General features: G+C 72.8%; 10 protein-coding genes. 6 read left to right on the forward strand and 4 right to left on the reverse strand.

The window, feature by feature from the left end; all coding sequences use genetic code 11:
- Positions 1-41: 41 nt before the first annotated feature.
- Positions 42-977, reverse strand: coding sequence for an A/G-specific adenine glycosylase (locus M2163_RS28220; protein ID WP_280895384.1), 936 nt, complete (start codon positions 975-977; stop codon positions 42-44).
- 441 nt (positions 978-1,418) lie between these two features.
- Here M2163_RS28220 and M2163_RS28225 point away from each other — a divergent pair, with 441 nt between their 5' ends.
- Positions 1,419-2,291, forward strand: coding sequence for a hypothetical protein (locus tag M2163_RS28225; protein ID WP_280895385.1), 873 nt, complete (start codon positions 1,419-1,421; stop codon positions 2,289-2,291).
- A 95-nt stretch (positions 2,292-2,386) separates the two neighbouring features.
- On the opposite strand, the gene disA is transcribed toward M2163_RS28225, so the two are convergent.
- Together disA and radA are read right to left on the reverse strand one after the other, a co-directional pair.
- Positions 2,387-3,511 carry a DNA integrity scanning diadenylate cyclase DisA gene (gene disA / locus M2163_RS28230; protein ID WP_037717494.1) on the reverse strand — a complete coding sequence of 375 codons (1,125 nt, stop codon included), beginning with the start codon at positions 3,509-3,511 and terminating at the stop codon, positions 2,387-2,389.
- Positions 3,512-3,592: 81 nt separating this feature from the next.
- On the reverse strand, positions 3,593-5,002 hold the full coding sequence (gene radA, locus M2163_RS28235) for a DNA repair protein RadA (protein WP_280850066.1): 1,410 nt from the start codon (positions 5,000-5,002) through the stop codon (positions 3,593-3,595).
- Positions 5,003-5,233: 231 nt separating this feature from the next.
- Between radA and M2163_RS28240 the strand changes: the two genes are divergently transcribed.
- Positions 5,234-6,907, forward strand: a complete 1,674-nt coding sequence (locus M2163_RS28240; protein WP_280895386.1) for a hypothetical protein — start codon at positions 5,234-5,236, stop codon at positions 6,905-6,907.
- A gap of 67 nt (positions 6,908-6,974) precedes the next feature.
- Here M2163_RS28240 and M2163_RS28245 read toward each other — a convergent pair whose 3' ends face one another.
- On the reverse strand, positions 6,975-7,739 hold the full coding sequence (locus M2163_RS28245; protein WP_280854126.1) for a hypothetical protein: 765 nt from the start codon (positions 7,737-7,739) through the stop codon (positions 6,975-6,977).
- A gap of 164 nt (positions 7,740-7,903) precedes the next feature.
- On the opposite strand from M2163_RS28245, the gene M2163_RS28250 reads away from it, so the two are divergent.
- From M2163_RS28250 to ilvD, 4 genes are all read left to right on the forward strand, one after another.
- On the forward strand, positions 7,904-8,845 hold the full coding sequence (locus M2163_RS28250; RefSeq protein ID WP_280895387.1) for a Ppx/GppA phosphatase family protein: 942 nt from the start codon (positions 7,904-7,906) through the stop codon (positions 8,843-8,845).
- Between the two features lie 116 nt (positions 8,846-8,961).
- Positions 8,962-9,786 (forward strand): sugar phosphate isomerase/epimerase, encoded by an 825-nt coding sequence (locus M2163_RS28255; RefSeq protein ID WP_280850063.1) that lies wholly within the window; start codon positions 8,962-8,964, stop codon positions 9,784-9,786.
- Positions 9,787-10,285: 499 nt separating this feature from the next.
- Positions 10,286-10,897: a TetR family transcriptional regulator gene (locus M2163_RS28260; protein WP_280850062.1), complete on the forward strand. Its 612-nt coding sequence runs from the start codon at positions 10,286-10,288 to the stop codon at positions 10,895-10,897.
- Between the two features lie 136 nt (positions 10,898-11,033).
- Positions 11,034-12,887, forward strand: coding sequence for a dihydroxy-acid dehydratase (gene ilvD / locus M2163_RS28265; protein ID WP_280895388.1), 1,854 nt, complete (start codon positions 11,034-11,036; stop codon positions 12,885-12,887).
- Positions 12,888-12,914: the final 27 nt, after the last annotated feature.

A 12,914-nucleotide genomic window follows, 5' to 3' on the forward strand; every position in this document is an offset into this window, starting at 1 on the left:
CGCGCCGGTTCGGGGCGATTTGCCGGTTTGCTGGTGACGGGCTATGTCAACGGCAGCCGATACAAACCACCCGGCAGGGGTTCGACGAGCCCGTCCGCGACCAGACCGTCCAACGCCCGCGCCCGCTGCACCGGTTCGTGCCACACCCCGTCGAGCACGGCCTGCGGGACGGGCGTGTGGGCCTCCCGCAGCACGGCGAGCAGCTTGCCGCGGACCTGGCGGTCGGTACCGGCGTACGTCTGTCCGCGCCGCGCCGGCCCGTCGTGCTCGGGCTTGCCCGCGAGCCGCCAGGCGCACTGGGCGGCGATGGGGCAGCGCGGGCACGCCTCGTTCTTGGCGGTGCAGACGAGCGCGCCGAGCTCCATGGAGGCGGCGGCCCAGCGCGCGGCGGTCCTCTCGTCCTCGGGCAGCAGCGCGCGGGCGAGCCTGCGCTCGGCGGCGGTGGTGGCGTTCGGCGGGTACTGCACACCGGTGACGGCGCGGGCGAACACCCGCCGCACATTGGTGTCCAGCACCGCGTGCCGCTGCCCGTACGCGAAGGAGGCGACGGCGGCCGCCGTGTACTCGCCGATCCCGGGCAGGGCGAGCAGTTGGGCGTGGTCCGTGGGTACGTCGCCGCCGTGCCGTTCCGTTATGGCGACGGCGGCGCCGTGCAGCCGCAGGGCCCGGCGCGGATACCCGAGCCGCCCCCAGGCGCGCACGGCCTCACCGGGCGCCTCCGCGGCCAGATCGGCGGGGCGCGGCCACCGGGCGAGCCACTGCTCGTAGACCGGCAGGACCCGGCTCACGGGCGTCTGCTGAAGCATGAACTCACTGACCATCACCCCCCACGGGCCGGCCTCGGGCCGCCGCCACGGCAGATCCCGGGCGTGCTCGTCGAACCAGTCGATGACAGGGGAGTGCAGGCCCGCTCCGCGGGGAGCGTCGGTGGTGCCGTCGGCGGGGCTGCTGTGCGGGGTCTTCGTGGGCGCAGTCATGGCCTTCCGATCCTGCCACGACCGGGGGGCCGCGCGGGCGGACCGCCACCCCCGGGGAACACCGGACCCGGCGATCCCGCCCGCAACACGAGCTGCTCGCAGCGGAGTCGGTCGGCGGCCATGGCCAGAGGTGCAAGGGACGCGATCGTGAACGCTCGGTCGATGTCGGCGAACAACGGGCCGAGGAGCCGGAGTCAGGCCTCCGTCCACCTCCCGCCCCGGTGCCGTACCCACGTGGGGGTGCCATCCGCGCGGCCGGTGCCGTCCCGGTGGATCCCGGCGCACTCGAAGTCCGTGGTCACGGACCGTAGGCGGTGGGCCGATACGGTCACACGCCGCGATCGGCACGTGTCAGTTCCCGGAATGATGATCCTGAAAAGTTGTGGCGCCCGGCGGCGGGTGAGGGCGGTGAACTCGCCGATCTCTCGTACAGTTTGCGCCGTGGGATCTCTGCGCAATCCGGTCGGGCCGCTTCCCTCCTCCATCTACTGGCGACGGAGGGCCGTCATGCTGTCCGTCCTAGCCGTGCTGGCGCTGCTGATCGCGTGGATCGTCAGCTCCGGCGGCGGGGGCGGCAAGAACGGCGCGGACGGGCCCAACGACAAGAATCCCTCCCCCTCGACGATCACCCCCGGGCCCTCCGGCTCCGGGCCCGCGATCAGCCAAGCCCCGGGCGGCCGCGACGAGTCGACGACCGGCGGGGACACCGGCGGGGGTTCGGGATCGGGTTCGGGATCGGGCTCCGGTTCCGCGGCCGGCGCGGGCGCGGCCGCGGGGGGCGGCTCGGGTGCCGGCGGTGCGGGCGGCACGGGCGGCTCCGCCGGGGCGGGCGGTTCCGCGGGCGGCGCCGGGAGCGGCGGTACGGGCATCGGGGTCGGACAGAGCGACACCCTTCCGGCCGGCTCCTCGCTGCCCAACTGCACTGCGGGAGCGGTGAAGTTGAGCGTACGGAGCCTGAAGAACGCCTACGACCCCGACCAGACGCCCACGCTGCTGCTCACCGCGACGAACTCCTCCGGCAGCGACTGCAAGGTCGATCTCGGGCCCAAGAACGCGGTGTTGACGATCACGCAGGCCGGCGAGGACGACGCGTACTGGTCGTCCGCCGACTGCCCCAGGACCGCGGGTCACCTGGTCTACCGGGCTCCGGCCGGAAGCAGCATCACGTACACCGTCAAGTGGGACCGCAAGCCGAGCGCTCCGCAGTGCGCGACGCCTCCGGCGGGATCGGCTGGTGCCGGGACCTACCTGGTGGAGGTCAAGGCGCCCGGGTACTCCACGGTGCAGGCTTCGTTCGTGCTGGAGAACGACTGAGACGACCCAGGGGGTGCCGCGTCCGGCTGTTTGTCGGCCGCGGGGGCGTGGGGGCTGGTCGCGCCGTCCCCGCGCCCCTGAAGAACCAAAAGCCCCTACACGTACCGTTCCAGGATCGAGCTCTCCGCCAGCCTCGACAGGCCCTCGCGGACGCTGCGTGCCCTTGCCTCGCCGACTCCGTCCACCGTCTGGAGGTCGTCGACGCTGGCCGCCAGGAGCTTCTGGAGGCCGCCGAAGTGCTCCACCAGGCGGTCGATGATCGCGCCCGGCAGGCGGGGGACCTTGGCCAGGAGGCGGAAACCGCGGGGGGAGACGCCCGAGTCGATCGCCTCGGGGGAGCCGGTGTAGCCCAGGGCACGGGCCACGGTGGGGAGTTCGAGGAGCTCGGCGTGGGTCAGGGCGTCCAGTTCGTACAGCGCCTCGTCGACCGTGCGGGAGCGCTTGGCGGTGGGCTCGGGGACGTAGTCCCGGACCACCAGTTCGCGTTCCGGCTCCACGCCCGCGATCAACTCGTCGAGCTGGAGGGCGAGCAGGCGTCCGTCCGTGCCGAGCTCGACCACGTACTCGGCGATCTCGGTCGCGATGCGGCGGACCATCTCCAGGCGCTGGGCCACGGCTGAGACGTCCCGGACCGTCACGAGGTCCTCGATCTCCAGCGCGGAGAGGGTCCCGGCGACCTCGTCGAGGCGGAGCTTGTAGCGCTCCAGGGTCGCCAGGGCCTGGTTCGCGCGGGACAGGATCGCCGCCGAGTCCTCCAGGACCCGGCGCTGGCCGTCGACGTACAGGGCGATGAGACGCATCGACTGGGAGACCGAGACCACCGGGAAGCCGACCTGCTTGCTCACCCGGTCCGCGGTGCGGTGCCGGGTGCCCGTCTCCTCCGTCGGGATCGTCGCGTCGGGCACGAACTGCACGCCCGCCCGCAGGATCTTCGACAGGTCGGACGAGAGCACGATGCCGCCGTCCAGCTTGCACAGCTCACGCAGACGCGTGGCCGCGAACTCGACGTCCAGGACGAAACCGCCCGTGCACATCGTCTCCACCGTCTTGTCGAAGCCGAGCACGATGAGTCCGCCGGTGTTGCCGCGCAGCACCCGCTCGAGGCCGTCGCGCAAGGCGGTGCCGGGGGCCACGGCGCTCAGGGAGGCGCGCATCAGGCCATCGGAACCGGCACTCCCACCGGACTTTCCGGGAGCTGCTGCCCGGTCGTTGGCTGCCACTGCTCTCCTCCGGTCGCGGGGTCTTGGGCGCTCCCGTGTCGCACATGCGGTTCGTACGGACGGGCGAGACCAGGGCAAAGTCTACCGGCGGTCCTCCGCGTCCCGCGGGGCCTCTCGCCGACGCGAGCGCGGAAGGACCCTCAGGGCGTCCCCTATGTCCGCCACTTCCAGCACCTTCATGCCGGCCGGGATCTTGCCGGGATCGCCCGGGACGAGCGCGTGCGTGAAGCCCAGACGGTGGGCCTCGGAGAGCCTGCGCTGGACGCCCGTGACCCGTCTGACCTCGCCCGCGAGGCCCACTTCGCCGATCGCAACGAGGTTCTTGGGCAGCGGGGTGTCACTCGCCGCCGACGCCAGGGCGAGGGCGACCGCCAGGTCCGCGGCAGGTTCCGAAAGCTTTACCCCGCCGACCGTCGCGGAGTAGATGTCGCGCTTGCCGAGCGCGCTGATCCGGCCGCGCTGCTCCAGGACGGCGAGCATCATCGAGACGCGGGAGGTCTCCAGGCCCGAGGTGGTGCGGCGGGGCGAGGGGATCTGCGAGTCGACGGTGAGCGCCTGGACCTCGGCCACCAGGGGGCGGCGGCCCTCCAGGGTGACGGTGAGACAGGTGCCGGGGACCGGTTCGTCACGACGTGTCAGGAAAAGTCCGCTCGGGTCGGCGAGGCCCGTGATGCCCTCGTCGTGCAGTTCGAAGCAGCCGACCTCGTCGGTGGCGCCGTAGCGGTTCTTGACGCCCCGTACGAGCCTGAGGCGCGCGTGGCGGTCGCCCTCGAAGCTCAGGACCACGTCCACGAGGTGCTCCAGCAGACGCGGCCCTGCGATCGCGCCGTCCTTGGTGACATGGCCCACCAGGAGGGTGGACATCCCGCGCTCCTTGGAGGCCCGGATCAGTGCCCCGGCCACCTCGCGCACCTGGGCCATGCCGCCGGGGGCGCCGTCGATCTCCGGGGAGGCCACCGTCTGCACGGAGTCGAGGATCAGCAGCGACGGCTTCACCGCGTCCAGATGTCCGAGCACCGCGGACAGGTCGGTCTCGGCGGCGAGATACAGGTGGTCGTCGATCGCGCCGATGCGGTCGGCACGCAGCCGGACCTGGCTCGCGGACTCCTCGCCGGTCACATAGAGCGTGCGGTGCTCGTCGCTCGCCGACTTGGCCGCCACGTCCAGCAGCAGGGTGGACTTGCCGACGCCGGGCTCGCCCGCCAGGAGCACCACCGCGCCGGGCACCAGTCCGCCGCCGAGCACCCGGTCCAGCTCGGGCACACCGGTGGAGCGGGCGGCGGCCTGGCGGCCGTCGACCTGGCCGATGGGCACGGCGGAGGTGGTGACGCGGCCGGGTGTGGTCGTACGCACCGCGGGCGCGCCGTACTCCTCGATCGTCCCCCAGGCCTGGCACTCGGGGCAGCGACCGAGCCACTTGGCCGTCTGCCAGCCGCACTCGGTGCAGCGGTAGGACGGGCGCTCCTTGGCGGACTTCGTACGGGTGGCCATGCACGAACCGTAACCGCCGGCACTGACAACGCGGCCGCCGCCCACCGGACGGCTCGCGCCCCGGCAGCCGGCGCCGCCCCTGTCCCCGGCACATGAATCGGCCACGTCACGACGGGAACGAGCCATGGAATCGAGGGTTCCTGTCCCCTATTGAGGGATCGTTTCACCCGTACGGAGTAAAAGTGCTCAAGGCGCAGGAAGGGGCCATCTTCCGCCCCCTACGGTCCACGGATGATGAGCAGCAGTCCGCAGACCTCGACCCGCACCACCGGCGCGCACCGGGCGCAACGGCAGGAGCGCGACCGCGGTGCGGCGCGCACGCCGGCACAGCGGCCGCCCGCGCGCTACGAGCCGTACCTGGACGGCCTGTTCACCTACTGCATGTCGGTGCTGTGCGACCACGACGCGGCGACCGCCGCCCTCGGTGACGTCGTCGTGCTCGCCGACAAGCGCGGCGGTCCTGACGCGGCCGGCGACCGCAGGGCGTGGCTGTACGCGCTGGCCCGCTGGGCCTGTCTGCGCAAGCTGGCCGAGGCCAAGCAGAAACGTCAGGCCACGCACGCGGCGGGCCGTCACGGAGCCGCCCGGCAGCCCGCCGAACCCCCGGTCGCCGAGGACGTCCTGGAGGCCCGGCGCCGCGAACTCGCGCTGCTGGCCTGGCCGGAGGCGGCCGGAACGACCCCCGAGCAGCGCGAGGCGCTCGAACTCGCCGTGCGCCACCACCTCGCCGCCCACGAGGTCGCCGCCGTCCTCGGCATGGACCTCGCCGGCGCCCGCGAACTGCTCGCCTCCGCCGCCTGCGAGGTCGAGCGCACGCGCGCGGCCCTCGCCGTCGTCGAGACCGGTGACTGTCCGGGCGTGGCGCGGCTCACCGGCGACAGCCAGTTCGTGCTCAGCTCCGCCCTGCGCCGCGAACTCGTGCGCCACGTCGACGACTGCCCGCGCTGCCGCCGCAGTGCCGAGCGCGCGATCCCCGGCCGCTGGCCCGGGGCCATGACCACGCCCGCCGAGCTGCCCGTCCTGGAGGCGCCCCGTGCGGCCCTGCCCACGGCGTCGGCGCACCCCCCACGCGCGCGTGGCGCCGCCGTGCCCCGCTTCGACCGGCGCGGCTTCCCCATGGACCCCAAGGACCGGGCCGCCCGCCGCGACCGCCTGCGCGCGCGTGCCGTCACCACGACCGTCGTCGCCACGGTCGTCGCCGCCCCCGTGCTCGCCCTGTGGGCCGCCTACCGGGGCGGCCCCGGCGAAGGGGCCGACGGCCACTCCACCAGTGCCAGCGAGGCGCACGGCCCCGACAGCCTGGACGGCGTGGCGGCCAGCGGCGGCTACCAGAACGCGGGCAACGCGAGCGCCAAGCCCGGCAACCGCTTCGCCAAGGACGGCCGGCCCGACGTCTCGGTGGAGGTCGTGAGCGTCGCCGGCGCCGGCCGGAAGGGCGCCGGGCACCTGGAGGTCCGCGCCGCCAACGACGGCGACACCACGCTGATCACCCTCACCGCCACCGGCGACACCCCGGTCCGCTGGTCGGCCACCACGGGTGCCTCCTGGCTCTACCTCAGCCAGTCCTCGGGAACCCTGAAACCCGGCGAGTCGTTGACGATCAAGGTGTACGTCGACCATCTGCGCGAGCCGTCCGGCCACTGGAGCGCGCGCGTGGCGATCGCGCCGGCCGGCGCCGTCGTCACCATCGAGGGCTACGGCACGGCACCCGCGCCGTCCGGCCCCGGCGACGACCCGACGACACCCCCGCCCAGTCCCACCCCCACGGCCCCCTCGGATCCCCCTCCGAGCGACCCGCCCACCTCGTCACCCTCCCCGACCCCGCCGGACCCCTCCCCGTCCGACCCGGCGAGCCCCACGCCGTCGCCGACGGGCAGCGACGGTCCGAGCCCGTCCGCGTCGTAGCGGATGCGGAGGTGAGGCGGTGGACCCCCGGGGGTGGGCGCGCTCGGCGCCGTCCGGTCCCCGGCGCTCAGCCGGCCGGGTCCGCCGGATGCGGTGCCAGCAGGGGCAGTCGGGAGGCCAGACGTTGCTCGCACAGCTCGACGAGGCGGTCGTAGCCCGCCTTGCCCATCAGCTCGATGAGCTCGGGGCGGTAGGAGACGTAGACCGGGTCGCCGGCGCCGTGTGCCGAGGTCGCCGACGTGCACCACCAGTGCAGGTCGTGGCCGCCCGAACCCCAGCCGCGCCGGTCGTACTCGCCGATCGACACCTGGAGCACGCGGGTGTCGTCGGGCCGGTCGATCCACTCGTACGTCCGCCGTACCGGAAGCTGCCAGCAGACGTCCGGCTTGGTCTCCAGCGGCTCGCGGCCCTCCCGCAGCGCCAGGATGTGCAGCGAGCAGCCCTGGCCGCCCGGGAAGCCGGGCCGGTTCTGGAAGATGCAGGAGCCCTGGAAGGGCCGGGTCTGCCGGTCGCCGTCCTCGTCCTCCGAGACCCAGCCGCCCCGGGTGCCCTCGGCGTGGTGCTGCCAGATGTCCGGAGTGAGTCGCGCCACGTGCTCGGCGACCCGCTGCTCGTCCTCCTCGTCGGAGAAGTGGGCACCCAGCGTGCAGCACCCGTCGTCCGCCCGGCCCGCCTGGATGCCCTGGCAGCCGCTGCCGAAGATGCAGTTCCACCGAGAGGTCAGCCACGTCAGATCGCAGCGGAAGACCTGCTCGTCGTCCGCCGGATCCGGGAACTCCACCCACGCGCGCGCGAAGTCGAGCCCCTTCTCGTCGTCCTTCAGAGCCTTCATGGCCTTCCGCGACTGCTTCGGCGGCTTCACCCGCGAAGGACCGTCGGCAGATACGGCCGTTTTGTCGTCCTTCACCTTTTTCGTCTTTGGCACGCGTCCAGGGTAAGTCGCCCGAGGCCCCTCCGGAGACAGCCGAACGCCCAGCTGGCAGTAGCGTTCCCTCCATGAGACTCGGTGTCCTCGACGTGGGATCGAACACGGTGCACCTGCTGGTGGTGGACGCGCACCCCGGCGCGCGCCCCCTGCCCGCGCACTCGCACAAGGCGGAACTGCGCCTTGCGCAACTCCTCGACCAGGCCGGGGCGATCGGTCCCAAGGGCGTCGAGAAGCTGGTCGCCGTCGTCAAGGACGCGCTCCAGGCCGCCGAGGACAAGGGCGTCGAGGACCTGCTCCCGTTCGCCACCTCCGCCGTCCGCGAGGCCAGCAACGCCGACGACGTCCTCGCGCGCGTGAAGGCCGAGACCGGAGTCGAGCTCCAGGTCCTCACCGGCGCCGACGAGGCCCGTCTCACCTTCCTCGCGGCCCGCCGCTGGTTCGGCTGGTCGGCCGGCAAGCTCCTGGTCCTCGACATCGGCGGCGGCTCCCTGGAGATCGCCTACGGCATCGACGAGGAGCCGGACGCGGCGGTGTCCCTGCCGCTCGGCGCGGGCCGCCTCACCGCGGGCTGGCTCCCCGGGGACCCCCCGAGCGCGGACGCCATCAGGGCCCTGCGCCGCCACGTCCGTGCCCAGATCGCCCGTACCGTCGGCGAGTTCGCCCGGTTCGGCGCCCCGGACCACGTGGTCGCCACCTCCAAGACGTTCAAGCAGCTGGCCCGGCTGGCCGGCGCGGCCCGCTCCGCCGAGGGTCTCTACGTACAGCGCGAACTCAAGCGCGAGTCCCTGGAGGCCTGGGTCCCGAGGCTGGCCGGCATGACGACGGACCAGCGGGCGGAACTCCCGGGCGTCTCGGAGGGCAGGGCGAACCAGCTCCTGGCGGGCGCCTTGGTGGCCGAGGGCGCGATGGACCTGTTCGGCGTCGAGACGGTCGACATCTGCCCCTGGGCGCTGAGGGAGGGCGTGATCCTGCGCCGGCTCGACCACATGGGTTCGGGGGAGGGCTTCTAGGGGCGCGGGGGGCTGCGCGAGCGACCGCGGCGGAGTCGCACACGCCCCGTGGCAAACACCACAACGGCGAATAGGCGCCCCACACCCACCCCCGCGAACCCCTTAGGCTGACCGACGTGGCAGAACCAGTCGTACGGATCCCGGATGCGAAGGTCGCCCTCTCGACGGCCTCCGTCTACCCGGAGTCGACGGCGACGGCCTTCGAGATCGCCGCACGTCTCGGATACGACGGCGTCGAGGTCATGGTGTGGACCGACCCGGTCAGCCAGGACATCGAAGCCCTGCGCCGCCTCTCCGACTACCACGGGATCCCCATACTCGCCGTGCACGCGCCCTGTCTGCTCATCACACAGCGGGTGTGGTCCACGGACCCGTGGGTCAAGCTCCAGCGCGCCCGGGCGGCCGCCGAGAAGCTGGGCGCCAGCACGGTCGTCGTCCACCCGCCGTTCCGCTGGCAGCGCCAGTACGCCCGTGACTTCGTCAGCGGGATCTGGCGCATGGCGAACGAGACGGACGTACGGTTCGCCGTCGAGAACATGTACCCCTGGCGCTACCGCGACCGCGAGATGCTCGCGTACGCCCCGGACTGGGACGTCACCAAGGACGACTACCGGCACTTCACGATCGACCTCAGCCACGCGGCGACCTCCCGGACCGACGCGATGCAGATGGTCGACCGGATGGGAGACCGTCTCGGCCACGTCCACCTCGCCGACGGCAAGGGTTCCGCCAAGGACGAGCACCTCGTGCCGGGCCGCGGCGGCCAGCCCTGCGCCGAGCTCCTCGAACGCCTCGCGCTGACCGGCTTCGACGGCCATGTCGTCATCGAGGTAAACACCCGCCGCGCGATGTCCGGCGCCGAACGTGAGGCCGACCTCGCCGAGGCCCTCGCCTTCACCCGCCTCCACCTGGCCTCCTCGGTGAAGGTGCCGCGACGATGAACGGCCACGCGGAGGTGCGGGTGCCCCGGCCGACGGGGAGCCGAGCGGCTGTTCAGGCGCCCGGGGTGTCGGCAGTCCAGGCAGCGGTGCGGGTGCCTGCGGCGCCGGGGATCCGGACAGCCGTGCGAGGAGCGACAACGCCGGGGACCTCGGTGCCGGGGATCCGAGCCGACGTGCGGGTGCCTCGGCCGGCTGGGAGCCGAGCGGCTGTGCAGGTGCCCCGACCGCACGGGATCGGGGCGGCCCGGCGGATGCCGACGGTGCCGGGGACCCCGGTACCGCGTACCCGGGCGACCTTCCAGATGTATCCGGCGCCGTGCACCCGGGCGACCTTCGAGCTGCCTCCGGCGCCACGCACCCGGGCATCCTCCCAGCTGCCTCCGGCGCCGCGCACCCGGGCGCGGGCAACCTCCCAGCCGCTCCCCGCCCCGCGCACCCGGCCGGCCCCCCAGCTCCCCCCGCCGCCAAGAACCTCCGCAGCCCAGAAGGCCCCCCGCCCGTGAGTGACGTCACCGCGCGGAAGCGTGGCCGGCCGCGGCGTACGGAATCGGACGCGGCCGGTACCCGGGACCGGATCCTCGTCGCGGCCCGGGAGGAGTTCTCCGAGCGGGGCTACGAGAAGACGTCCGTGCGCGGGATCGCCAAGGCCGCCGGGGTCGACCCGGCTCTGGTCCACCACTACTTCGGCACCAAGGAGCAGGTCTTCGAGGCGGCCGTGGAGGTCGCCGCCGCCCCCGCCCTGAGCGCCCCCGACGCACTCGCGGAGGGCCCCCTGGAGGACGTAGGGGAGCGCCTGACCCGCTTCATCTTCGGCGTCTGGGAGAACCCGGCGACCCGCCTGCCGATCCTCGCGGTCGTCCGCTCCGCCGTGAACAACGAGACCGCCGCCACCGTTTTCCGCAGGCTCGTCGCCTCCCAGCTGCTGCGCCGCATCGCCGACCAGCTCGACCTGCCGGACGCGGAACTGCGGGCCGAACTCGCGGCGGCCCAGCTCGTGGGAACGGCCATGCTGCGGTACGTGATCAAGGTGGAGCCGCTGGCGTCGACGGACATCGAGCAGATCATCGCGCGGGTGGCCCCGGTCGTGCAGAACCATCTGACGGGGCCCTGACTCCGAGACGGGCGTCCCGCATTCCGGACACCCTGTCCCGACCCCTGGATGACCGGCGTACGCTCGTTAGCAGTCAGAAGTCTCATACGACCGTCTCTGAAGTCTCTGACGACCGTCTCTGAAGGAGCGAGCGACGATGCCCGAGCTGAGGTCCCGCACAGTCACCCACGGCCGCAACATGGCGGGCGCCCGCGCCCTTATGCGCGCCTCCGGTGTACCCGGTGCGGACATCGGCCGCAAGCCGATCATCGCGGTCGCCAACTCCTTCACGGAGTTCGTGCCGGGCCACACCCACCTCCAGCCGGTCGGCCGGATCGTCTCCGAGGCGATCGTCGCGGCCGGCGGCATCCCGCGCGAGTTCAACACCATCGCCGTCGACGACGGCATCGCGATGGGCCACGGGGGCATGCTCTACAGCCTCCCCTCCCGCGACCTGATCGCCGACTCCGTCGAGTACATGGTCGAGGCCCACTGCGCCGACGCCCTGATCTGCATCTCCAACTGCGACAAGATCACCCCGGGCATGCTGAACGCCGCGCTGCGGCTCAACATCCCCACGGTCTTCGTCTCCGGCGGCCCGATGGAGTCCGGCCGCGCGACCCTCGTCGACGGCACGGTCCGCACCCTCGACCTGGTCGACGCGATGTCCGACGCGGTGAACGAGAAGATCTCCGACGAGGACATGCTCCGCATCGAGGAGAACGCCTGCCCGACCTGCGGCAGCTGTTCCGGCATGTTCACGGCCAACTCGATGAACTGCCTGACGGAGGCCATCGGCCTCTCGCTCCCCGGCAACGGCTCGACCCTCGCCACCCACACGGCCCGCAAACAGCTCTACGTCGACGCGGCCGACACGGTCATGGACATCACCCGCCGCTACTACGAGCAGGACGACGAGACGGTCCTGCCGCGCAACGTCGCCACCTTCGCGGCCTTCGAGAACGCCATGGCGCTCGACATCGCCATGGGCGGCTCGACCAACACGATCCTGCACCTGCTGGCCGCCGCCCAGGAGGCGGGCGTCCCCTTCGGCCTGGCCGAGATCGACGCGGTCTCCCGCCGTGTCCCCTGCCTCGCGAAGGTCGCCCCCAACGTGGCGAAGAACCGCACGTACTACATGGAGGACGTGCACCGCGCCGGCGGCATCCCCGCCCTCCTCGGCGAACTGCACCGCGCCGGCCTGCTCAACGAGGACGTGCACTCGGTTCACAGCCCCTCCCTCGCGGACTGGCTCAAGACCTGGGACGTGCGCGGCGGCTCACCGTCCCCGAAGGCCCTGGAACTGTGGCACGCGGCCCCCGGCTGCGTCCGCTCCGCCGAGGCCTTCTCCCAGTCCGAGCGCTGGGCGTCCCTGGACGAGGACGCGGCCGAGGGCTGCATCCGCAGCGTCGAGCACGCCTACTCCAAGGACGGCGGCCTGGCGGTCCTCAAGGGCAACCTCGCGGTCGACGGCTGTGTCGTGAAGACGGCCGGCGTCGACGAGTCGATCTGGACGTTCGAGGGTCCCGCGGTCGTCTGCGAGTCCCAGGAGGAGGCCGTCCAGAAGATCCTCACCCAGCAGGTCAAGGAGGGCGACGTCGTCGTCATCCGCTACGAGGGCCCCAAGGGCGGCCCCGGCATGCAGGAGATGCTCTACCCGACCTCGTACCTGAAGGGCCGTGGCCTCGGCAAGGCCTGCGCCCTGGTCACCGACGGCCGTTTCTCCGGTGGCACCTCGGGCCTGTCCATCGGCCACGCCTCCCCGGAGGCGGCAGCGGGCGGCACCATCGCCCTCGTCGAGGACGGTGACCGCATCCGCATCGACATCCCGGGCCGCACCATCGAGCTCCTGGTCGACGACGCCGAGCTCGCCCGCCGCGAGGCGGCTCTGGGTGGCGTGTACGCCCCGAAGAACCGCGAGCGCAAGGTCTCGGCCGCGCTGCGGGCCTACGCGGCGATGGCCACCAGCGCCGACAAGGGCGCGGTGCGGGACGTGTCGAAGCTGGGCTGAGGCCCAGGGCAGACCTGGGGCCGCCCC

The organism is Streptomyces sp. SAI-135, from assembly GCF_029893805.1.
Lineage (GTDB): Bacteria > Actinomycetota > Actinomycetes > Streptomycetales > Streptomycetaceae > Streptomyces.